At 56.6% G+C, this 23,322-nt stretch carries 18 protein-coding genes and 1 riboswitch; of the genes, 5 read left to right on the top strand and 13 right to left on the bottom strand.

Annotated elements, in window-relative coordinates:
• Positions 1-6 precede the first annotated feature (6 nt).
• From rapA to araB, 5 genes are all read right to left on the bottom strand, one after another.
• Positions 7-2,913 carry an RNA polymerase-associated protein RapA gene (gene rapA / locus APU11_RS06675; protein WP_058651111.1) on the bottom strand — a complete coding sequence of 969 codons (2,907 nt, stop codon included), beginning with the start codon at positions 2,911-2,913 and terminating at the stop codon, positions 7-9.
• Between the two features lie 128 nt (positions 2,914-3,041).
• Complete coding sequence (gene polB / locus APU11_RS06670; RefSeq protein ID WP_058651110.1) at positions 3,042-5,399, bottom strand: DNA polymerase II; 2,358 nt, start codon at positions 5,397-5,399, stop codon at positions 3,042-3,044.
• 74 nt (positions 5,400-5,473) lie between these two features.
• Entirely contained in the window at positions 5,474-6,169 is a 696-nt protein-coding gene (gene araD / locus APU11_RS06665; protein WP_013095548.1) for an L-ribulose-5-phosphate 4-epimerase, read from the bottom strand.
• A gap of 86 nt (positions 6,170-6,255) precedes the next feature.
• The gene (araA, locus tag APU11_RS06660) at positions 6,256-7,758 is read right to left on the bottom strand and encodes an L-arabinose isomerase (protein WP_020688483.1); all 1,503 of its coding nucleotides are present in this window, start codon (positions 7,756-7,758) and stop codon (positions 6,256-6,258) included.
• Between the two features lie 10 nt (positions 7,759-7,768).
• Positions 7,769-9,478, bottom strand: a complete 1,710-nt coding sequence (gene araB, locus APU11_RS06655) for a ribulokinase (protein WP_058651109.1) — start codon at positions 9,476-9,478, stop codon at positions 7,769-7,771.
• Between the two features lie 336 nt (positions 9,479-9,814).
• On the opposite strand from araB, the gene araC reads away from it, so the two are divergent.
• Positions 9,815-10,660 (top strand): arabinose operon transcriptional regulator AraC, encoded by an 846-nt coding sequence (gene araC / locus APU11_RS06650; RefSeq protein WP_013095551.1) that lies wholly within the window; start codon positions 9,815-9,817, stop codon positions 10,658-10,660.
• 128 nt (positions 10,661-10,788) lie between these two features.
• On the top strand, positions 10,789-11,556 hold the full coding sequence (locus APU11_RS06645) for a DedA family protein (protein WP_013095552.1): 768 nt from the start codon (positions 10,789-10,791) through the stop codon (positions 11,554-11,556).
• Here the strand turns inward: APU11_RS06645 and thiQ are convergent.
• The 4 genes from thiQ to sgrR form a co-directional block, all read right to left on the bottom strand.
• Positions 11,546-12,247, bottom strand: a complete 702-nt coding sequence (gene thiQ, locus APU11_RS06640; RefSeq protein WP_040022060.1) for a thiamine ABC transporter ATP-binding protein ThiQ — start codon at positions 12,245-12,247, stop codon at positions 11,546-11,548. The two genes, APU11_RS06645 and thiQ, sit on opposite strands and share 11 nt — an antisense overlap.
• A complete protein-coding gene (gene thiP / locus APU11_RS06635; protein ID WP_058651107.1) occupies positions 12,231-13,841 on the bottom strand; it encodes a thiamine/thiamine pyrophosphate ABC transporter permease ThiP in 1,611 nt (536 codons plus the stop codon). The genes thiQ and thiP overlap by 17 nt, the downstream gene beginning before the upstream one ends.
• Complete coding sequence (gene thiB / locus APU11_RS06630; protein WP_020688488.1) at positions 13,817-14,800, bottom strand: thiamine ABC transporter substrate binding subunit; 984 nt, start codon at positions 14,798-14,800, stop codon at positions 13,817-13,819. The genes thiP and thiB overlap by 25 nt, the downstream gene beginning before the upstream one ends.
• A 31-nt stretch (positions 14,801-14,831) precedes the next feature.
• A riboswitch (TPP riboswitch) is annotated at positions 14,832-14,932 on the bottom strand.
• A gap of 36 nt (positions 14,933-14,968) precedes the next feature.
• Complete coding sequence (gene sgrR, locus APU11_RS06625; protein WP_058651106.1) at positions 14,969-16,624, bottom strand: HTH-type transcriptional regulator SgrR; 1,656 nt, start codon at positions 16,622-16,624, stop codon at positions 14,969-14,971.
• An 88-nt stretch (positions 16,625-16,712) separates the two neighbouring features.
• Between sgrR and sgrT the strand changes: the two genes are divergently transcribed.
• The 3 genes from sgrT (at position 16,713) to APU11_RS06610 (ending at position 18,534) form a co-directional block, all read left to right on the top strand.
• Positions 16,713-16,865, top strand: a complete 153-nt coding sequence (gene sgrT / locus APU11_RS06620; protein WP_013095557.1) for a glucose uptake inhibitor SgrT — start codon at positions 16,713-16,715, stop codon at positions 16,863-16,865.
• Positions 16,866-16,986: 121 nt separating this feature from the next.
• Positions 16,987-18,165, top strand: coding sequence for a sugar efflux transporter (locus APU11_RS06615; RefSeq protein ID WP_058651105.1), 1,179 nt, complete (start codon positions 16,987-16,989; stop codon positions 18,163-18,165).
• 216 nt (positions 18,166-18,381) lie between these two features.
• Positions 18,382-18,534, top strand: coding sequence for a Hok/Gef family protein (locus APU11_RS06610; protein WP_010427008.1), 153 nt, complete (start codon positions 18,382-18,384; stop codon positions 18,532-18,534).
• Between the two features lie 91 nt (positions 18,535-18,625).
• Here the strand turns inward: APU11_RS06610 and leuD are convergent, their stop codons facing one another.
• The 4 genes from leuD to leuA are packed head-to-tail and all read right to left on the bottom strand — an operon-like array spanning position 18,626 to position 23,307.
• Entirely contained in the window at positions 18,626-19,231 is a 606-nt protein-coding gene (gene leuD / locus APU11_RS06605; protein ID WP_058651104.1) for a 3-isopropylmalate dehydratase small subunit, read from the bottom strand.
• A gap of 10 nt (positions 19,232-19,241) precedes the next feature.
• Positions 19,242-20,642, bottom strand: a complete 1,401-nt coding sequence (leuC, locus tag APU11_RS06600) for a 3-isopropylmalate dehydratase large subunit (RefSeq protein WP_045292743.1) — start codon at positions 20,640-20,642, stop codon at positions 19,242-19,244.
• A 2-nt stretch (positions 20,643-20,644) separates the two neighbouring features.
• Positions 20,645-21,736, bottom strand: a complete 1,092-nt coding sequence (gene leuB / locus APU11_RS06595) for a 3-isopropylmalate dehydrogenase (protein ID WP_013095561.1) — start codon at positions 21,734-21,736, stop codon at positions 20,645-20,647.
• On the bottom strand, positions 21,736-23,307 hold the full coding sequence (gene leuA / locus APU11_RS06590) for a 2-isopropylmalate synthase (RefSeq protein ID WP_013095562.1): 1,572 nt from the start codon (positions 23,305-23,307) through the stop codon (positions 21,736-21,738). The genes leuB and leuA overlap by 1 nt, the downstream gene beginning before the upstream one ends.
• Positions 23,308-23,322 lie beyond the last annotated feature (15 nt).

Raw genomic sequence — 23,322 nt, 5'->3', positions numbered from 1 at the left:
CTCCGTTTACTGATGCGTCACAACAATAAGACGCAGGGCATCCAGACGCCAGCTTGCCTGATTCAGGCTTTCCAGCACCTGCTGACGGTTGCTCTCAATCGCGGTCAGTTCGTCATCACGGATGTTTGGGTTCACCGCTTTTAACGCTTCCAGACGAGACAGCTCTGCAGACAGTTTCTCATCGGCTTCCTCGCGTGCGGCATCAATCAGCGTCCTGGCCGCTTTTTCGATCTGCGTTTCACCCAACTGCAGAATGGCGTGCACGTCCTGTTGTACGGCGTTGACCAGTTTGCTGCCCGTGTGGCGGTTTACTGCGCTCAGCTGGCGGTTGAAACTCTCGAATTCAACCTGTGCAGCCAGGTTGGTGCCGTTTTTATCCAGCAGCAGACGCACTGGCGTTGGCGGCAGGAAGCGGGTGAGCTGCAGCTGTTTCGGCGCTTGCGCTTCCACAACATAGATCAGCTCAACCAGCAGCGTACCAACGGGTAATGCTTTGTTTTTCAACAGGGAAATCGTGCTGCTACCCGTGTCGCCGGAAAGGATCAGGTCGAGGCCGTTGCGGATCAACGGGTGTTCCCAGGTGATGAACTGCGCGTCTTCGCGAGACAGCGCCACGTCACGCTCAAATGTGATGGTGCAACCATCCTCCGGCAGGCCCGGGAAATCCGGAACCAGCATATGATCGGATGGGGTCAGCACGATCATGTTCTCGCCGCGATCGTCCTGGTTAATCCCGACGATGTCGAACAGGTTCATGGCGAAGCTGATCAGGCTGGTGTCGTCATCCTGCTCTTCAATGCTTTCGGCAAGCGCCTGCGCTTTTTCACCACCGTTGGAGTGGATTTCCAGCAGGCGGTCACGTCCCTGCTCCAGCTGCGCTTTCAGGGCCTCATGCTTTTCGCGACAGGATTTGATCAGCTCATCAAAACCGTCCGTATTTTCCGGCGCTGCCAGGTAACCGATCAGATCCGTATGCACCTGATCGTAAATGGTGCGTCCCGTCGGACAGGTATGTTCGAACGCGTCCAGACCTTCGTGGAACCAGCGTACCAGCACCGACTGAGCGGTTTTTTCCAGGTAAGGGACGTGGATCTGAATATCATGCGCCTGACCGATACGGTCCAGACGGCCGATACGCTGTTCCAGCAGGTCGGGGTTGAACGGCAGATCGAACATCACCAGGTTGCTGGCGAACTGGAAGTTACGCCCTTCAGAACCGATTTCAGAGCACAGCAGAACCTGTGCGCCGCTGTCTTCTTCACTGAACCAGGCCGCGGCGCGGTCACGCTCGACAATGGACATGCCCTCGTGGAACACGGCGGCTCGAATACCTTCGCGCTCGCGCAGAACCTGCTCCAGCTGCAGCGCGGTGGCCGCCTTGGCGCAGATCACCAGCACTTTCTGTGAACGATGAGCCGTTAAGTAACCCATCAGCCATTCAACACGCGGGTCGAAGTTCCACCAGGTTCCGGTATCCCCTTCAAATTCCTGATAAATTTGCTCCGGGTAGAGCATGTTGCGCGCACGTTCTTCCTGGCTTTTGCGCGCCCCCATAATGCCGGAGACTTTTATCGCCGTCTGATACTGCGTCGGCAGCGGCAGCTTGATGGTATGCAGTTCGCGTTTCGGGAAGCCCTTCACGCCGTTACGGGTGTTACGGAACAGCACGCGGCTGGTGCCGTGGCGGTCCATCAGCATATCGATCAGCTCTTTACGCGCGGAACCCGCGTTGTCGCTGTCACTGTTGGCTGCCTGCAGCAGCGGCTCAATATCCTGTTCGCCAATCAGATCGCTCAGGGTGTTGAGTTCGTCATTCGAGAGGCGTTTGCCCGCCAGCAGCATGGCGACAGCATCGGCAACCGGGCGGTAATTATTCTGTTCTTCGACAAACTGCTCAAAGTCATGGAAGCGGTTTGGATCGAGCAGGCGCAGACGGGCGAAGTGGCTCTCCAGCCCCAGCTGCTCCGGCGTTGCGGTCAGCAGCAGGACGCCCGGCACGCGCTCGGCAAGCTGTTCAATCGCCATGTATTCACGGCTCGGTGCCTCTTCGCTCCAGACCAGGTGGTGCGCTTCGTCGACCACCAGCAGATCCCACTCTGCGTCGCACAGATGCTCAAGACGCTGCTTGCTGCGGCGCACGAAGTCCAGGGAGCAGATGACCAGTTGTTCGGTTTCAAACGGGTTGTCTGCGTCATGCTGGGCTTCGGCGTAGCGCTCGTCGTCAAACAGCGAGAAACGAAGGTTAAAGCGGCGCAGCATCTCAACCAGCCACTGGTGTTGCAGCGTTTCCGGTACCACGATCAGCACGCGCTCGGCGGCGCCAGAGAGCAGTTGTTGATGCAGGATCATACCGGCTTCAATGGTTTTACCGAGGCCCACTTCGTCTGCCAGCAGTACGCGAGGCGCATGACGACGACCAACATCATGGGCGATATTCAACTGATGAGGGATCAGGCTGGTGCGTTGACCACGCAGGCCGCTCCACGGCATGCGGTACTGTTCACTCTGGAATTTACGTGCGCGATAGCGCAGGGAGAAGCGATCCATACGGTCGATTTGCCCGGCAAACAGGCGATCCTGCGGCTTGCTGAAAACCAGTTTGCTGTCGAGCAGCACTTCACGCAGGATGACATTGCTCTCGTCAGTGTCGAGGCGAGTCCCAATGTAGGCGAGCAGACCATTCTCTTCTTTTACGTCTTCAACCTTTAGCTGCCAGCCGTCGTGGCTGGTCACGGTGTCACCTGGATTGAACATCACGCGGGTAACAGGGGAGTCATTGCGAGCGTACAGGCGGTTTTCACCGGTAGCAGGGAAAAGGAGGGTGACCATGCGTGCATCGACTGCAACCACGGTTCCCAATCCAAGTTCGCTTTCTGTATCGCTGATCCAGCGTTGACCAAGTGTAAAAGGCATATGTGTTCGGCTCTAATCTTTAATTGCAGGCAATAGTTCAACCACCGTCAAAAAAGACGGTCATCGAAAAATGGGTCCGGGAGTGGAAAGGGCGCTATGGTACTGGATGGCAGCGATTTCGTCACGTGTCAAAATAGGCCAAGCTGCCCTGTCACTAGTGTAGCAAAATCGTCGTCAATGAACGGCAAAATTCCATCCGCGACGGGCTGAAGCTGGCGCGTCAGGTAGTGGTCGTAGTCCAGCGCAGAGTGTTGATAATCCACGGGCTCTGGCCCGTTTGTCGTCCAGACATACTTAATGGTGCCCCGGTTCTGATACTGCGGGGCGCGCCCCCGACGGACGTTCTCTTCATCCGCCAGACGCGCGGCGCGGACGTGCGGCGGAACGTTACGCTGATACTCGGCCAGCGGGCGGCGCAGGCGTTTGCGATACACCAGCTGGTTGTCGAGCTCGCCAGCCATCAGGCTGGCTATCGTCTCGCGGACGTAGTCCTGATAAGGCTCATTACGAAAGATCCGCAAATAGAGCGTTTGCTGGAACTGCTGCGCCAGCGGAGTCCAGTCTGTGCGTACCGTCTCCAGCCCTTTAAACACCATGCGTTGCTTTTCACCTTCCTGAATCAGTCCGGCGTAGCGTTTCTTGCTGCCCTGATCGGTTCCACGGATAGTGGGCATTAAAAAGCGGCTGAAATGGGTTTCATACTCCAGCTCTAACGCACTGGTTAACCGCTCTTTTTGCAAATGCGCTTGCCACCAGTCGTTCACGAAGGCCACCAGCTGTTTGCCAATTCGCGCGGCTTCCTCTTCGGCGTGCGCGCCCTTCAACCAGACGAAGGTGGAGTCGGTATCGCCATAGATCACTTCATAGCCCTGGGATTCGATCAGCGCCTTTGTCTGGCGCATGATCTCATGCCCGCGCATGGTGATAGACGAGGCGAGACGCGGGTCGAAGAAGCGACAGGCGCTGGTGCCCAGCACACCGTAAAAGGCATTCATGATAATTTTCAGCGCCTGAGAAAGCGGCTTGTTGCCGTGGCGCTTGGCCTCGTCGCGCCCGTGCCAGATCTGTCCCACGATCTCCGGCAGGCAGTGTTTCTCCCGTGAGAAACGCGCCCCCAGAAACCCGTCGGTGCTGTGCATATCGTCCGGCTGCGCCATCCCCTCTACCAGCCCCACCGGATCAATCAGAAAGGTGCGGATAATCGAGGGGTAGAGGCTTTTGTAGTCCAGTACCAGCACGGAGTCATACAGACCCGGCCGGGAATCCATCACGTAGCCGCCAGGGCTTGCCTGCGGCGGCACGTCCCCCAGGTTCGGTGCGACGTAGCCTGCCCGGTGCATGCGGGGAAAGTACAGATGGCTGAATGCCGCCACGGAACCGCCGTGCCGATCAGCGGCAAGACCGTTCACTGTGGCGCGTTCCAGCAGAAAAGGCATGATCTCGGTTTTGTGGAAAATCTGCGTAACCAGCTCACAATCTTTCAGGTTATAGGTGGCAAGTGCCGGTTTGTCTTCGTTGAAGCGGCGGTCGATCTCATCCATTCGGTCCCACGGGTTATCGATGGATTTTCCTTCCCCCAGCAGCTCCTGCGCCACTGCCTCCAGCGAGAAGGAAGAGAAATTCCAGAATGCGGATTTCAGTGCCTCGATGCCGTCGATAATCAGGCGACCGTTGGCCTGTGCGAAGAAGACGCCGTTTTTGAAACCGTGCTCGCGCCATTCCAGTTCGCTATGACCCCGCCCAAGTATGAGCGGGATACGGTACCGCTCGGCGTGTTTTTGCAGTACCCGCAGATCGAATTGCACCACGTTCCAGCCGATCAGGACATCGGGATCGCGATCGGCAAACCACTGGTTCAGTTTTTCCAGCAGCTGTGGCCGACTGTTGACGTACTCCAGCCGGAAGTCCAGCACGGAGGCATCGCCATTCGGTGGTCCGAGCATATAGACAACCCGGTCGCCGCAGCCTTCAAGACCAATACAGTACAGTTCACCGTGACGGGTGGTTTCGATGTCCAGTGAGACCCATTTCAGCGGCGGACGGTAGTGCGGGTTGGGTTTCAGACGGGCGTTAATCAGCCCGCCGTTGTGCGCCGTGCCATCAACCCAGACAGGGGCGGTAATAAACCGCTCCATCAGAAAACGTTCCGGGGGACGAATATCGGCTTCGTACAGGGTGACGCCCGCCTCGCGCAGCAGTTTTTCATAGCGCATCAGTTGGCGATGGGCGCGACAATAGAGGCCAAAAACCGGCTGGCGATGGAAATCCTTCAGCTCAAGTGGCGTGATGCGCCAGTTGTTTTCACCGCGCAGTAGCTGCTTTGCTTTGTCGACGTGGGCTTCAGGAATAAATGCCACGGACTCCTGTGGCGGCAGGGTAACGCGCAGCGGGCCGTTGTCCGTCGCCAGCCAGAACTCCACCTCTGTTCCCTGAGGCGTATCCCGCCAGTGTCGGGTCAGTAAAAAACCTTCTTGCGCCTGCGTCACGCCGTTATCCCATAAAACAAAACCAGGCCTGATTATAGCCTGGTTAGCGGTTTTATGCTGGGTTTATATACAGTTTATTGCCCGTAATAGGCTTTTGCACCGTGCTTGCGCAGGTAGTGTTTGTCCAGCAGCGTCTGTTGCATATCCGGCAACTGTGGTGCCAGTTGACGACAGAAGATGCCCATATAGGCTACCTCTTCCAGCACAATCGCGTTATGCACTGCATCTTCCGCATTTTTGCCCCACGCAAACGGGCCGTGGGAATGCACCAGCACCCCGGGCATCTGTGCTGCGTCGATTCCTTGTTTTTCAAAGGTTTCGACAATCACATTGCCGGTTTCCCACTCGTACTCGCCGTTGATTTCCGCATCGGTCATCAGGCGGGTGCACGGAATGGTGCCGTAAAAGTAGTCTGCGTGCGTGGTACCGGTAGCCGGGATGGACTGGCCTGCCTGCGCCCAGATAGTCGCATGACGCGAGTGGGTATGCACAATGCCGCCGATGGTCGGAAATGCCTGATACAGCAGGCGATGGGTGGGGGTATCGGAGGAGGGTTTTTTCTTCCCTTCCACCACTTCACCGGTTGCAATGCTGACCACAACCATATCGTCAGCGGTCATCACCGTATAATCCACGCCGGAAGGCTTGATGACGAACACCCCTTTTTCGCGGTCAACGGCGCTGACGTTGCCCCAGGTCAGGGTCACCAGATTATGTTTAGGCAGCGCCAGGTTGGCTTCGAGTACCTGGCGTTTGAGATCTTCTAGCATTGTTGTCTCCCGCCGGATGGCGTTTCGCTTATCCGGCATACACAATCGTAGGCCCGGTAAACGCAGTGCCACCGGGCACGTCGTACTTAACGTTTCGAACCGTAATAGACTTCATTCCAGCGCAGCGCGTCTTTAAACGCGGGCAGGCGGGTATCGTTATCGATCACGGTCAGTTCGATGTCGTGCAGTTCAGCGAACTGACGCATATCGTTGAGATCCAGCGCGTGACTGAAGACGGTATGGTGCGCGCCACCGGCGACGATCCAGGCTTCGGAGGCGGTTGGCAGATCGGGCTGCGCTTTCCACAGGGCGTTGGCGACCGGCAGTTTTGGCAGCGCGTGTGGCGTTTCAACCGCATCCACACAGTTCACCAGCAGGCGGAAACGATCGCCCAGGTCGATCAGGCTGGCGTTGATGGCCGGGCCGGTACGGGTGTTGAAGATCAAACGTGCCGGATCCGCTTTACCGCCAATGCCGAGGTGCTGCACGTCGAGGATCGGTTTCTCTTCAACGGCAATGGACGGGCACACTTCCAGCATGTGTGAACCGAGTACCAGGTCGTTGCCATTTTCGAAGTGGTAGGTGTAGTCCTCCATAAAGGAGGTGCCGCCCTGCAGACCGGTTGACATCACTTTCATGATGCGAAGCAGAGCGGCAGTTTTCCAGTCGCCTTCGCCCGCGAAGCCGTAGCCCTGCTGCATCAGACGTTGTACTGCCAGACCCGGCAGTTGTTTCAGACCATGGAGATCTTCAAATGTCGTGGTAAAGGCGTGGAAGCCACCCTGTTCCAGGAAGCGTTTCATCCCCAGTTCAATGCGCGCCGCGTCCAGCACGTTCTGGCGTTTGTCACCCTTCACCTGCGCCGCTGCGGTGAGGCGGTAGCTGCTTTCGTATTCGTCAACCAGCGCGCTCACGTCGCCATCGCCGATCTCATTGACGACCTGCACCAGGTCACCCACGGCCCAGGTGTTCACGGAAAAACCGAACTTGATCTGCGCGGCAACTTTATCACCGTCGGTGACTGCCACTTCACGCATGTTGTCGCCAAATCGCACCACTTTCAGATGGCGGGTATCCTGTTTGGAAACGGCCTGACGCATCCAGGAGCCGATGCGTTTCTGCGCATGTTGATCCTGCCAGTGTCCGGTCACTACGGCGTGCTGCTGACGCATACGGGCGCCGATGAAGCCGAACTCACGGCCGCCGTGTGCGGTCTGGTTCAGGTTCATAAAGTCCATATCAATGCTGTCCCATGGCAGGGAGGCGTTGAACTGGGTATGGAATTGCAGCAGCGGTTTGTTGAGGATAGACAGACCGTTGATCCACATTTTGGCGGGTGAGAAGGTGTGCAGCCACACCACCAGACCCGCACATTTATCGTCGTAGTTTGCGTCACGGCAGATATGGGTGATCTCATCCGGCGTCGTGCCCAGCGGCTTCAGCACCAGTTTGCATGGCAGTTTGGCCTCAGCATTCAGCGCGTTCACGACGTGTTCCGCATGTTTCGTCACCTGTTGCAACGCTTGCGGTCCGTACAAATGCTGGCTGCCAATCACAAACCACACTTCATAATTATCAAAAATGGTCATCGTCGTGTCCTTAATGGGTCAGGGTTGCCGTCGTATCCGCGGTGTGTTTTGACGGGGCGGCGACAGGGAGATAGTGAAGTTCGGCGCTTTTTGCCCATTGCTGGTAGCGCTGATAAAGCTGTTCAAAGCGTTGCGCCTGTTGAGCACGCGGCTGAAGGGTATTTTCGACCGCGCTTGCCATATGCTGCTGTGCAGTCGGGATATCGGCATGTACGCCCGCGGCAACGGCGGCGAAAATAGCCGCACCCAGCGCGCAGCATTGATCGGACGCGACAATCTGCAGCGGACGGTTCAGCACGTCGCAGCAGGCCTGCATGATCACCGGGTTTTTACGGGCGATACCGCCCAGCGCCATGACGTTGTTGACGTCGATGCCCTGTTCGGTGAAGCACTCCATAATCGCGCGGGCACCAAAGGCGGTGGCTGCAATCAGGCCGCCAAACAGGGCCGGGGCATCGGTCGCCAGATTAAGATCGGTGATAACGCCTTTAAGACGCTGGTTGGCAAATGGCGTACGGCGGCCGTTGAACCAGTCGAGCACCACCGGCAGGTGTTCAAGAGACGGATTTTTCGCCCACGCGGCGGTGAGCTGGGGCAGCAGCTGTTTCTTACTCTCGGCAATCTGGGTTTTCAGTTCCGGGTGCGCGGTCGCCAGCTGGTCCAGCGGCCAGCCCAGTACCCGACCAAACCAGGCGTAAATATCGCCAAACGCAGACTGCCCGGCTTCCAGACCGATAAAGTCCGGCACCACACTGCCGTCGACCTGTCCGCAGATACCTTTCACTGCTCGGTCACCGACGCTGGCCTTATCCGCCGTCAGGATGTCGCAGGTGGAGGTGCCGATCACTTTCACCAGCGTATTGGGTTGGGCGCCAGCGCCCACCGCGCCCATATGGCAGTCAAACGCACCGCCGGAGATTGCCACGTTTTGCGGCAGGCCCAGACGTGTTGCCCACTCTTCAGAGAGCGTGCCCACCGGAATATCGGCGGTAAAGGTGTCGGTAAAAAGCGGGTACTTCAGGCTTTTGTTGATAATCGGATCGAGTTCATCGAAAAAGGCTGCCGGTGGCAGACCGCCCCAGCTTTCATGCCATAGGGATTTATGCCCGGCGCTGCAGCGGCCGCGGCGAATATCCTGCGGGCGGGTGGTACCCGAGAGCAGGGCAGGAACCCAGTCACACAGTTCAATCCACGATGCGGCTGCTTGTGCAACCGCTGCGTCAGCGCGGGTGACATGCAGGATCTTGGCCCAGAACCATTCACTGGAATAAATTCCGCCGATGTAGCGCGAATAGTCGGTTTTGCCCGGCTGGTGGCACAACCGGGTGATGGCTTCGGCCTCTTCGACGGCGGTATGGTCTTTCCACAGCACAAACATGGCGTTCGGGTTGTCGGCGAACTCAGGACGTAGCGCCAGCACCCGGCCTTCCGCATCCACTGGCGCGGGGGTAGAACCGGTGCTGTCTACGCCGATCCCAACCACCTCTGCACGCTGGGCGTCAGTCAGTTCTGCCAGCACGGTTTTGATTGCCGCTTCCATCGACTCGATGTAGTCGCGTGGATGGTGACGGAACTGGTTGTTTGGCGCATCGCAGTAGCGCCCCTCTTGCCAGCGTGGGTACCACTCAACGCTGGTTGCTATCTCCTGGCCGGACGTACAGTCCACTGCCAGGGCGCGAACCGAGTCGCTGCCAAAATCGAGGCCAATCGCAATTGCCATGGTGTTGCTCCATCAGAAAACAGGTATGAGAGAACATTAGAGACTGGGGGCGAAAATCGTCAGGCAGGATCCGCTAATCTTATGGACTAAATTGCTGTTGAGATGGAAAGTGTGACGCCGTGCAAATATTCAATGTGGACATTTCTGCCGCACTTATAGACACTTTTGTTACTGCTTATCTGCCCACTCTGGCGGAGAAATCAGGGGGAAAGGCTGAAACATGGCGGACGTAAAAGAGACGTGATGCTTTTTGGATCTCGTCGCAGGCCATTTTTATACGGCTTTTAACGATATGGACAATTGGTTTCCTTCAGTACCGTTGGGAGAACTGAATCTATGGCCGAAACGCAAAACGATCCCTTACTGCCGGGTTATTCGTTTAACGCCCACCTGGTGGCGGGGCTGACCCCTATCGAGGCTGAGGGATATCTCGATTTTTACGTTGACCGTCCGCTTGGGATGAAAGGGTACATTCTGAACCTGACCGTACGTGGGGAAGGGATAATCAAAAACAACGATCAGCAGTTCGTCTGTCGTCCCGGCGATATGCTGCTGTTTCCACCTGGTGAGATCCACCATTACGGGCGTCATCCGGATGCCAAAGAGTGGTATCACCAGTGGGTCTACTTCCGCCCCCGCGCCTACTGGCAGGAGTGGCTTTCGTGGCCAGCCATTTTTGCGCACACCGGTTTTTACCGCCCGGACGACGCTCATCTGGCCCAGTTCCGCGAGCTGTTTGCCCAGATCATAGAGGCAGGGCAGGCCGGTGGGCGCTACGCTGAGCTGCTGGCGATTAATTTGCTTGAACAGGTGTTACTGCGCCGGATGGAGGCGATTAACGCGTCGCTTAATCCGCCGCTGGATAACCGTGTGCGTGATGCCTGCCAGTACATCAGCGACCACCTGGCCGACAGCCAGTTTGATATCGCCAGCGTGGCCCAGCATGTCTGCCTGTCGCCGTCGCGGCTATCGCATCTGTTCCGGCAGCAGTTGGGTGTCAGCGTGCTGAGCTGGCGCGAAGATCAGCGCATCAGCCAGGCGAAACTGCTGCTCAGCACCACCCGGATGCCCATTGCCACCGTCGGGCGCAATGTGGGCTTTGAAGATCAGCTCTATTTTTCCCGCGTATTTAAAAAATGCACTGGCGCCAGCCCCAGTGAATTCCGGGCGGGTTGTGAATAAACGGTAAAAAAAGATAAACAAGCAGGTGAACTGTGGAAGCAACCTGTAAACTATTCAGACAATTGTTGTCTTGACGCGGTGCAGGGCGCTAAGCAGAATCCCTGATTCGTTTTCTGACCGGAATAGTTATGCAGGCATTGCTGGAACATTTTATTACCCAGTCCGTTATGTATTCGCTTATCGCCGTTGCGCTGGTGGCGTTTCTGGAATCGCTGGCGCTGGTTGGGCTGATCCTGCCTGGTACGGTGATGATGGCGGCGTTGGGCGCGTTGATTGGCAGCGGTGAGGTCAATTTCTGGCAGGCATGGCTGGCCGGTATGATCGGCTGCTTGCTGGGCGACTGGATCTCCTTCTGGCTGGGCTGGCGTTTCAAGAAGCCGCTGCACCGCTGGTCTTTCATGAAGAAGAACAAGGCGTTGCTGGATAAAACCGAGCATGCGTTGCATCAGCACAGCATGTTTACGATCCTCGTCGGACGCTTTGTCGGGCCAACGCGTCCGCTGGTGCCGATGGTCGCCGGGATGCTGGATCTGCCCGTCGCAAAATTCGTTTTGCCGAACATTATCGGTTGCGTCTTCTGGCCGCCGTTCTACTTCCTGCCGGGGATCCTGGCGGGGGCGGCAATTGATATTCCTGACGATGTGCAGAGCGGTGGCTTTAAATGGTTATTGCTGGCAACAGCGCTGCTGTTATGGCTCGCTGCATGGTTGTGCTGGCGGCTATGGCGCAGCGCGAAAGCGAATGTCGATCGTCTGACGCGCTATCTGCCTCGCTCGCGCTTGCTGTGGCTGGCGCCGCTGACGCTGGGCGTTGCCGTCGTGGCGCTGATCGCGCTGATTCGCCATCCGCTGATGCCGGTGTACGGTGAGATCCTGTTGAAGGTGGTCAGCCGTTAAGGATCCCCAGCAGGTGCGACGCGCTTGCTTTACCACTCATCAACTCTTCGGTTTCACCCTCCCACACGATCCGACCCTCCGCGATCACCACCGATCGCGGGGCGATGCGTGCGGCATCTTCAATACTGTGTGACACCATCAGCATCGTCAGCTGCTGACGCTGGCAGACCTCCTGTACCAGGGCGAGCATCTCCTGGCGCAGCGCGGGATCGAGTGCAGAGAAGGGCTCATCCAGCAGCAGTATCGGCTGCTCGCGAACCAGACAGCGAGCCAGCGCCACGCGCTGACGTTGTCCGCCAGAGAGCTCTCCGGGGAGCCGGTCAATAAACGTGGTGATGCCCATCTGCCCGGCAATATGCTCCAGCTTCTGGCGCTGTGCGTCGTTCAGTTTCAGCCCCGGATCCATACCCAGCGCGATGTTTTGCCGCACCGTCAGATGGGTGAACAGGTTATTTTCCTGGAACAGCATCGAGACCGGACGCCTGGCGGGCGGGGTGTAGGTATGGTCGTTGTTTTCAATCATTATCGACCCGCTTGCCGGTTGCAGAAAACCGGCAATCAGATTGAGTAAGGTACTTTTCCCTGCCCCGCTTGGGCCAAGCACGGCAATCATCTCACCCGGGCGTACCGACAGGCTGAACCGCATAGGCAGGTGTTGGTAGAGCCAGGTGACATCAGTCAGTTTTAACATTGCGCCCCGGAAGTTTTTCGATAACGGTAAATAAGGCAAAGCACAGCAACAGCAGCAACAGCGCCGTGACGGCCCCCTCCTGGCTGCGATAGGAGCCGATCTGCTGATACAACCAGTATGGCAGCGTGCGGAAATCTTCATTGCCGAAGAGCGCCACCACACCAAAATCTCCAATGGAGAGCACACAAGCGAAGGCCAGCGCCTGAGCAAGCGGGCGTTTCAGCGCTCGCAGTTCAACCACCTTTAACCGGCGCCAGCCCTGTATACCAAGCGACTGACACAGCAAAGCGTAACGGCTGTTGACGTCGCGCATGGGGTTTTCCAGCACCTTCAGCGCATAGGGAATGGCCATCAGGGCGTTGGTAAAAATCACGATTCCGTCGGCGCTTTCCGGCAGACCAACCGTACTGTTGAACAATAAAAAGAAGCCGGTTGCCAGGACGATGCCCGGCATTGCGAGGATTAACATCCCCGTCAGCTCCAGCGCTTGTCCGGCTTTGCGCGCCTGGCGCGCATAAAGTTCGCGACTGCTCCACAGCAGCATCATGGTCAGCATGACGCACAATAGCCCGGCAGCCAGTGCGATGCGCAAGGATGTCCAGGTCGCCTGCCAGAGGACGGGCTGTTGCAACACGGAGACGAGGTTAAGGTTAACGCCATCGACGATGACGGCCATCAGCGGTGGCAGAAGCAACAGCAGGGCCAGTACGATCAACATCACATCCGCGATTCGGCTGTGCAGGCTGTCCTGTGGATCGCGCCAGCCTGTAATCTGATGACTGCCCGGTGGAATGGCTTTGCTCAGACGCTGACTCAGCAGGACCAGCACAAGACAGCACAGCATCTGTACCAGAGCCAGAAGCGCAGCGCGGCCGGGGTCGTAGTCGTAACTCAGCGCCTGGTAAATCGCCAGTTCGATGGTGGTCGCCTGTGGTCCACCACCAAGAGAAAGCACGGTGGCGAAACTGGCAAAACAGAGCATGAAGATCAGCGCCGCAACCGGAGGGATTTGACGGCGCAGCCACGGCCATTCGACAAAGCGGAAGAATGACCAGCCGCGCATATCCAGCTGTGCCGCAAGCTGACGCTGCTCGCCGGGGATAGCCTCCAGCGCCTGTAAAAAAAGCCGGGTCGCCATGGGCATGTTGAAAAAGATGTGCGCCAGCAGAATACCTTTGAGTCCGTAAGGGGAGAAAGTCCACTCCAGACCAAGCAGGTTAAAGAGGGCGGCCAGCCAGCCCTGACGACCATACACACTCAGGATCCCAAACACCGCCACCAGGACGGGCAGGATCAGCGTCATGGCGCACAGTCTCAACAGCGCCTCCCTGCCGGGGAAGCGTCTGCGGTAGAGCGCCCGCGCGAGAAAAATGGCCGGGATCACCGACAGCAGGGCAGAGAGAAACGCCTGCCAGAAAGAGAACCGGATGACGTGCCAGAGATAGCTGTCGTGCCAGAGAGAGAGCAGATCACTCTCCGGCGCGTTAAACCACAATGCCAGAAAAGCACCCAGACTGACCGCCACCATCACTACGGCGGCGAGCAGTCCGGGAAATAACCAGCCGGGAATTAGCGGCTGACGGCGCGTTGCCATTCACTTACCCATGCTGCTCGCTGCGCGGCGACCTGCTGCGGCGTAAACTCCAGCGAGGTTTGCGGTTTGGTCAGTTGCTCAAAGCCCGCAGGTAGCGTCACGTTGGTCACCGGATACATCCAGTTACCCGTTGGGATCGCATTCTGGAACGCCGGGGAGACCATGAATTTCAGGAACTTCTCGGCCAGTTCCGGCTGCTTGCTGGCGGCAGTGCGAGCAGCCACTTCCACCTGCAGGTAATGACCTTCAGCGAAATCAGCGGCGGCGTAGTTGTCTTTCTTCTCGGCGATAATGTGATAAGCCGGGGAGGTGGTGTAGCTCAGCACCAAGTCGCTCTCCCCTTTCAGGAACAGGCCATAGGCTTCGCTCCAGCCTTTGGTGACGGTCACGGTTTTGGCGGCCAGCTTCTGCCACGCCTCCGGCGTTTTATCACCGTATACCTTCTGCATCCACAGCAGCAGGCCCAGACCCGGTGTGCTGGTGCGCGGATCTTCATAAATCACGCGCCATTTCTGGTCGCTTTCCACCAGCTCCTTCAGGCTTTTCGGCGGGTTCTTCAGCTTGTTTTTGTCATAAACAAACGCAAAATATCCGTAATCGAACGGCACAAAGGTGTCGTTTTTCCAGCCGCCCGGCACGTTAACCGCATCTGTCGCTACGCCGCTTTTGGCGAACAGTTTCGTTTGCGAGGCCGCATCCAGCAGGTTGTTATCCAGGCCGAGTACCACGTCGGCCTTGCTGTTTTTACCTTCCATACGCAGACGGTTAAGCAGCGAGACGCCATCTTCCAGCGCCACGAATTTCAGTTCGCAGTTGCAGTCGGCTTCAAAGGCTTTTTTGACGACCGGGCCTGGGCCCCAGTCGGCTGAAAAGGAGTCGTAGGTGTAGACCGTCAGGACGGGTTTTGCGAAAGCAGGTAGCGCAAACAGCGCCAGCAGGGGAAGCACTTTTTTTAACACTTTGCACCTCAAGGTTGAGTGGCAAAGGATTTTGAGCGACAGCCTCAAATCCCTTCGCCGGCGTTATCCGGATCAGGTTCGACGGGTATTATCTCAGCGCACATCAGTGATGCAGCACCCCGTTGAGAACGGCGCTATTGTAATGATTTGGCGAATATTACGAAAGTGTTATGGCTCTGGTGGCGCAAACCAGGCGGATTTAAAATCAAACCAGCCCAGCGTATTCATCCGTAACCCCCGCATACTGCGCTGGCCCTGGATCATCAGCCAGTGGTGGATCAGCGGCACGATTGCTTGTTCAGCCAGCAGCGCCTGACACCAGGTGGCCAGGTTCATCTCACCCGCGCGCCACTGCGCCGCATCATGCTGCCAGTCCCGATCGATACAGTGCTGGATCAGCGGGACTTCATACAGGTGTGAGAAGAGCGAGAAATCGAGCGGCAGGGTGAAGTTGGCGCTGTTCAGCCAGATATCGCTGGTCAGTTCCCCCTGGTGCCATTCGTCATAGTCCACTTCCCTGATGTCCAGCCGGACGCCTTCTGCAGCCAGCAGTCTGGTCATGATCCTGGCAATAAAACGGTGTTCCACGTGCTCGCGGTAGTAGGTCAGGGTGACAGACTCCAGCCCTGCCGGTTTGTCACAGTGGGCAGGCCGGGCATGATGCCAGCGAGGAAGCAACCCGTACGCCGGGAACCAGTACGTCTGATACTGTTCTTCCGCATGGTAAATCAGATTGGAAGGAGATAAGACGTGGCTGATCCATTTGCGTACCGCCTGATTGGCCCCGCGGTGGGTGCGGCTGTCAAACAGCAGGTAGTAGCAGCCCTCCTCAAGGCGGCTTTCCACCGCCTTTTCGCCCGTTGTGGGGCCTTCAAGCGTCAGCCCGGCGCTGAGCTCTTCATTGAGATCCGGTAATACCCAGACGTTCACTTCGTCGATCAGCGCCCGGTAGCCAAAATAATCATCAAACGCGCGAATTTTCAGCTGGTTATTGGTGTTACGCGACACGGCATAGGGTCCGGTGCCAATGGGCTGGCTGGCAAAATTGTGCAGCGATTCCCACTCTCCTGGCAAAATCATTGATGGGACATACCCCAGCAGCCAGGGAAGCCATTTATCCGGCTGAGACAGTTCAATATCCAGCGTCCAGGCGGTGGGGGAGTGAACGCGCGAAATATGCGAATAAAGCGGAAGCTTGCGGGCACGTTCCAGTGAGGCGATGACATCGCGCATTTCCAGCTCGCGGCCGTGGTGAAAGTGGATGCCGGGACGTAAGAAAAAGCGCCAGTGACGTGGGGAGAGTTGCTGCCAGTGGTGCGCAATATCAGCTTCCAGTTCCCCGTTTTCCTCATTTATTCGCGTCAGGCCACTGAATATTTGTCGCGCCATATGGGTTTCTGAGCGGCGCAAGGCCGTGCCGGGGAGCAGATTCTTCATCGGGCGATAGTAGAGCACCCGCAGAATATGGCGGCCCTGACGAAAACTCCGCCCAAGATGGGAGACCAGCATCTGACGCACTGCGGCTTTATCGCCTACCAGTTGCACCAGCTGATCGATTCTGTCCTGTTCCAGCAGGTCTTCCGCTCGCTGTTGCTGCAAGGCCAACCCGGTATAGAGAAAGGTCAGGCGTGAGCGTTTGCCGCGTCCCGCTTCGGCTTCCCAGTTTAACCAGCCCTGTTGCTGCATGGTGTTAAGCAGCGTGCGCATATGACGTCGGGAGCAGTTAAGGAGTTCAGCCAGTTCGTTAAGCGTGGTCTCCTGCGATTGCCCTTCGCAGCACTGCCAGAGGCGGATGAATTGTTGTTGCAGACGACCAGAAGGCATAAAAGGGGAACTCCTGACAAAAAATCAGCAATTTATTAATCCCTATATTAAGCCAATAATGATTCCCGATGAAGTGAGGAGGTACATTATGAAGAGGTCTACCGCACGTCAGTTTTATCAGCAGTACTTTTCAGCGACAAAAGGAACGTCCTGGCTGGCCCGTCAGTGTGCTGAGCAACGGCTGAAAATGTTAGAAGAACTGATGCAGTGGGACGTTACGAAACCGACCTCTTCTCGCTAACTCGCCTCGATCATGTGTGACTGAGTATTGGTGCTTATCACCCGCCAGCAAAATGTTTTTTGCTGGCTTTTTTCGTTTATTCTTTCACCCAATTTCGATTCGCTTTCACAAGGACTTGCAGATGCTCTGGTTAATGACGATGGGGCGACGCCTGAACGGCGTGTATGCCGCTTTTATGCTGGTGGCCTTTATGATGGGCGTGGCGGGGGCGCTGCAGGCACCGACGCTGAGTCTTTTTCTCAGCCGGGAGGTGGGGGCGCAGCCGTTTTGGGTCGGCCTGTTTTATACCGTGAACGCCATCGCCGGGATCCTGGTGAGCCTGGGGCTGGCGAAACGATCCGACAGCCAGGGCGATCGCCGCAAGTTGATCCTATTTTGTTGCGCCATGGCTGTGGGTAACGCGCTGCTGTTTGCCTTTAATCGTCACTACCTGACGCTGATCACCTGCGGCGTGCTGCTGGCTTCACTGGCGAACACCGCCATGCCGCAGCTGTTCGCGCTGGCCCGGGAATATGCCGACAACTCGGCGCGGGAAGTGGTGATGTTTAGCTCGGTGATGCGTGCGCAGCTCTCTCTTGCATGGGTCATTGGTCCGCCGCTGGCCTTTATGCTGGCGTTGAATTACGGATTTACCGCCATGTTTTCCATCGCTGCGGGGATTTTTGCCATTAGCCTGGCACTGATTGCCTTCGTGCTGCCGTCAGTGGCGCGTGTCGAACAGACAGCGGATAAACCGATTACTCAGGTGAGCGGATGGCAGGATAAAAACGTCCGTATGCTGTTTATCGCCTCCACGCTGATGTGGACCTGCAACACCATGTATATCATCGATATGCCGCTGTGGATCAGCAGCGATCTGGGGCTGCCGGATAAGCTCGCGGGGATCTTAATGGGGACGGCCGCCGGGCTGGAAATTCCGGCGATGATTCTGGCGGGATACTACGTCAAACATATCGGGAAACGCCGGATGATGCTGATAGCCGTAGCGGCCGGGGTGCTTTTTTATCTGGGGCTGATTTTCTTCCATACACGTGAGGCGTTGCTGGCGCTGCAGCTGTTTAATGCTGTGTTTATTGGGATCGTGGCCGGGATAGGGATGCTCTGGTTCCAGGATTTAATGCCCGGGCGGGCGGGGTCGGCGACCACACTCTTTACCAACAGTATCTCTACGGGGGTAATTCTGGCGGGGGTGATTCAGGGGGCGTTGTCGCAAAGCTATGGACATGGGTCGGTGTACTGGATGATTGCACTAACGTCGATTGTCACGCTGATGCTGACCTGGCGCGTAAAAGACGTCTGATTCTGGAAGGCGCCTTCACGAAATGAAACGATTTTCTGACAGAGTTTAAGAAGACACATAGAGTGCGTGGCGGGTGCTTGAGGCTGTTTGCCTCAGGCTTTCGCAAGAGGCAAACAGTGGAGAGTCCCACATCAAAAAACTGATGGGGAGACCAACTTCACAACCAACATTGCGAGGTTAGTCTCTTCATTGCCGAAAAGCAATAAGGAGGCTGGAATGCCAAAACGTACTCTGCTGTTAGGTTTGTTTCTGATCTGTACAACGCTGTTGATCTTCACCTGGATGGTGCGTGATTCACTGTGTGAATTGCATTTCAGACAGGAGAAAACAGAGCTGGCAGCAGTGTTGGCTTACGAAGCAAAACGTTAGCGGTATGGGCGGGGAAAGTTCCCCGCCCCTCCAGAGTGGTTGAGCCTCAACGCACCCTTATCAATGGCCCGCATCGTGCGGGCCATTGCCTTTAGCCCATAAACGCAGGCTGTTTTTTCTCGTACGCGGAGATGGCGTCTTCATGCTGAAGCGTCAGGCCAATGCTGTCCAGACCGTTCAGCATGCAGTGGCGACGGAAGGCATCGATGCTGAAGCTGTAGGTTTTATCTCCGGCTTTCACCACTTCCGCTTCCACATCCACTTCAAACGAGATGCCCGGATTTGCCTTAACCAGCGCGAACATTTCATCCACTTGCTCGTCACTCAGCGTCACTGGCAGCAGCTGGTTGTTGAAGCTGTTGCCGTAGAAGATATCCGCGAAGCTCGGGGCGATCACCACTTTAAAACCGTAGTCGGTCAGCGCCCATGGTGCGTGCTCACGTGAGGAGCCGCAGCCAAAGTTTTCCCGTGCCAGCAGAATGGAGGCGCCTTTATATTCCGGGAAATTCAGCACAAATTCCGGGTCAGGTACCTGGCCTTTATCATCCAAAAAACGCCAGTCGTTAAACAGATGAGCACCAAATCCGGTGCGGGTGACCTTCTGCAAAAATTGCTTCGGGATGATCGCATCAGTATCGACGTTAGCGGCGTCCAGAGGGACAACCCGGCCTGTATGTTGGGTAAATTTCTCTGCCATGATTGTCTCCTTATTTCAGGCTGCGAATATCGGCGAAATGGCCGGTAACTGCCGCAGCGGCGGCCATCGCCGGGCTGACCAGGTGGGTGCGTCCACCGCGGCCCTGACGACCTTCAAAGTTACGGTTACTGGTGGAGGCACAACGTTCGCCCGGATTCAGGCGGTCATTGTTCATGGCCAGACACATGGAGCAGCCAGGCAAGCGCCACTCGAAGCCTGCTTCGATAAAGATCTTATCCAGGCCTTCGGCTTCCGCCTGCGCTTTTACCGGGCCGGAGCCTGGCACAACCAGCGCCTGCACGCCGGGTGCCACTTTACGGCCTTTGGCGATCTCCGCCGCAGCGCGTAAATCTTCGATACGCGAGTTGGTGCAGGAGCCAATAAAGACTTTGTCGATGGTCACATCGGTCAACGGCACACCGGGTTTGAGACCCATATACGCCAGCGCTTTTTCGGCACTGGCGCGTTCGACCGGATCGGTAAATGAGGCCGGATCGGGAATGGTGTCATTCACGGAAATGACCTGACCCGGATTGGTTCCCCAGGTCACCTGCGGGGCAATCTCCTCCGCCTGCAGGGTAACAACGGTATCAAAAACCGCGTCATCATCGGTTTTCAGGGTTTTCCAGTACGCGACGGCGTCAGCGTAATCCTGATCTTTTGGCGCGTGCAGACGCCCTTTTACATAGTTGAAGGTGGTTTCATCCGGTGCCACCAGACCTGCTTTGGCCCCCATCTCGATGGCCATATTGCACAGAGTCATACGACCTTCCATGCTGAGCGCCTGAATAGCGTCACCGCAGAACTCAACTACGTGCCCGGTGCCGCCGGCACTGCCCGTTTTACCGATGATGGCCAGCACGATGTCCTTCGCGGTGATCCCCGGCGCGGCTTTGCCTTTCACTTCAATCTTCATGGTTTTGGCTCGGCCCTGTTTCAGGGTCTGCGTAGCCAGAACATGCTCAACTTCAGAGGTGCCAATACCGAACGCCAGTGCACCAAACGCGCCGTGCGTTGCGGTATGGGAGTCGCCGCAGACGATGGTCATGCCGGGCAGGGTGATCCCTTGCTCAGGTCCCATCACGTGAACGATACCCTGATACGGATGGTTCAGATCGTAGAGCTCGACGCCAAACTCGTTACAGTTCTTGATCAACTCCTGCATCTGGATACGCGCCATTTCGCCCGACGCATTGATATCTTTGGTCTGGGTGGAAACGTTGTGATCCATTGTCGCGAAGGTTTTACCCGGCTGACGTACCGGGCGTTTGTGCGCACGCAGCCCATCAAATGCCTGTGGGGAGGTCACTTCGTGTACCAGATGCCTGTCGATATAGAGCAGCGGGGTTTCGTTTGGTGCCTCATAGACAACGTGTGCATCAAACAATTTTTCATATAACGTCTTCGCCATGATTACACCCCTTCAGCGACATAGCGGGCAATGATGTCGCCCATTTCATCGGTACTGACTGCCGCCGTGCCGCGTGCTAAATCACCGGTACGGACGCCTTCTTCTAACGCGCGATTAATGGCGTTTTCAATTGCGGTTGCCGCATCGCCTGCATCCAGGCTGTAACGCAGCAGCAGAGCCAGGGAGAGGATCTGCGCAATCGGGTTAGCAATGTTTTTACCTGCGATATCCGGCGCGGAGCCGCCAGCAGGCTCGTACAGGCCAAAGCCTTCTTCGTTCAGGCTTGCTGACGGCAGCATGCCCATGGAGCCGGTGATCATCGCACACTCATCCGAGAGGATATCGCCGAACAGGTTGGAGCACAGCAGCACGTCAAACTGGGACGGATCTTTAATCAGCTGCATTGTCGCGTTATCGATGTACATATGCGACAGCTCAACGTCAGGATAATGCTTAGCAACTTCGCTGACGATCTCACGCCATAAGATGGAAGACTGCAGCACATTCGCTTTGTCGATAGAGGTGACTTTATGGCGGCGTTTGCGTGCAGACTCAAAAGCGATATGGGCGATACGTTCAATTTCGAAACGGTGATAGACCTCGGTGTCGAACGCTTTTTCATGCTGACCGCTGCCTTCACGGCCTTTTGGCTGGCCGAAATAGATCCCGCCGGTCAGTTCACGCACGCACAGAATGTCGAAGCCGTTAGCGGCGATATCCGCGCGCAGCGGGCAGAACTCTTCCAGACCCTGATACAGTTTAGCCGGACGCAGGTTACTGAACAGCTTGAAATGTTTACGCAGCGGCAGCAACGCGCCGCGCTCTGGCTGCTCTGCGGGTGGCAGGTGTTCCCATTTCGGGCCACCCACGGAACCAAACAGGACGGCATCGGCGTTCTCGCAACCCTCTACCGTTGCTTTTGGCAGCGGCGTACCGTGATTATCAATAGCAATACCGCCCACGTCGTAGTGGCTGGTGGTAATTTTCATCGCAAAACGCGAGCGAACGGCTTCCAGTACTTTCAGCGCCTGTGCCATCACTTCCGGACCAATACCGTCACCCGGCAACACAGCAATATGGTAATTCTTCGACATTACACGGTTTCCTTGTTGTTCTCTTTATTCTGAGCTTTGCGTTGCAACTCTTTTTCGACTTCAGCGGCGCGCCAGATATTGTTCAGGACATGCACCATCGCTTTTGCAGAGGATTCGACGATATCGGTCGCCAGACCCACGCCGTGGAAGCGACGGCCGTTATAATTGACCACGATATCCACCTGACCGAGTGCATCTTTGCCATGGCCTTTGGCCGTCAGGTCATATTTGACCAGCTCCACGTCGTATTCGGTGACGCGGTTAATCGCCTGGTAGATAGCATCGACAGGACCATTGCCGTTTGCCGCTTCCGCTTTTATCTCATCCCCGCAGGCCAGCTTGATGGATGCCGTGGCGATGTCGCTGGAGCCAGACTGCACGCTGAAGTAATCCAGACGGAAATGCTCCGGCTCTTCCTGCTGTTTATTAATGAAGGCCAGTGCTTCCAGGTCATAGTCGAACACCTGACCTTTTTTGTCGGCCAGCTTCAGGAACGCGTCGTACAACTGATCCATGTTGTAATCGCTGTCCTTGTAACCCATCTCTTCCATACGATGTTTCACTGCCGCACGGCCGGAGCGGGAGGTCAGATTCAACTGAACCTGGTTCAGACCGATCGATTCCGGGGTCATGATTTCGTAGTTTTCGCGGTTTTTCAGTACACCATCCTGGTGGATACCAGAAGAGTGCGCGAATGCGCCGGTACCGACAATTGCCTTGTTGGCGGGGATCGGCATGTTGCAAATCTGGCTGACGGTCTGGCTGGTACGCCAGATTTCATTGTGATTGATGCGGGTGTGCACGTTCATGATGTCTTTGCGCACTTTGATCGCCATGATCACTTCTTCCAGGGAACAGTTGCCTGCGCGTTCCCCGATACCGTTCATCGCACCTTCTACCTGACGGGCACCGGCGTGAACAGCGGCGATGGCGTTGCCGACGGCCAGGCCTAAATCGTCGTGGGTATGAACTGAGATAATTGCCTTATCAATGTTTGGCACACGATCATACAAGCCAGTAATGATGTTGGAGAACTCAAACGGCATGGTGTAGCCGACGGTGTCCGGGATGTTGATGGTTTTGGCCCCGGCATTAATGGCGGCTTCCACCACGCGCGCCAGATCCTCAATTGGCGTGCGGCCTGCGTCTTCACATGAGAATTCAACATCATCCGTGTAGTTGCGCGCGCGTTTGACCATGTAGACCGCGCGCTCAATCACCTCGTCGAGGGTGCTGCGCAACTTGGTGGCAATGTGCATGGGGGAGGTGGCAATAAAAGTATGAATACGGAATGCTTCAGCCACTTTCAGTGACTCGGCGGCAACGTCGATATCTTTCTCAACGCAGCGTGCCAGGCCACAGACGCGGCTGTTTTTGATGGTACGGGCGATGGTCTGTACCGATTCGAAATCACCCGGAGAAGAGACCGGGAAACCCACCTCCATCACGTCGACACCCATACGTTCGAGAGCCAGCGCAATCTGCAGCTTCTCTTTCACACTCAGGCTCGCCTGTAATGCCTGTTCACCGTCACGTAAAGTGGTATCAAAAATAATGACTTGCTGGCTCATGGGTTAGGTCCTTGT

Source organism: Enterobacter sp. 50793107 (assembly GCF_001463365.1).
GTDB classification, from domain to species: domain Bacteria; phylum Pseudomonadota; class Gammaproteobacteria; order Enterobacterales; family Enterobacteriaceae; genus Enterobacter; species Enterobacter cloacae.
Note: the sequence above shows the minus strand (reverse complement) of the source record. Positions and strands in the feature narration are given on the sequence as shown.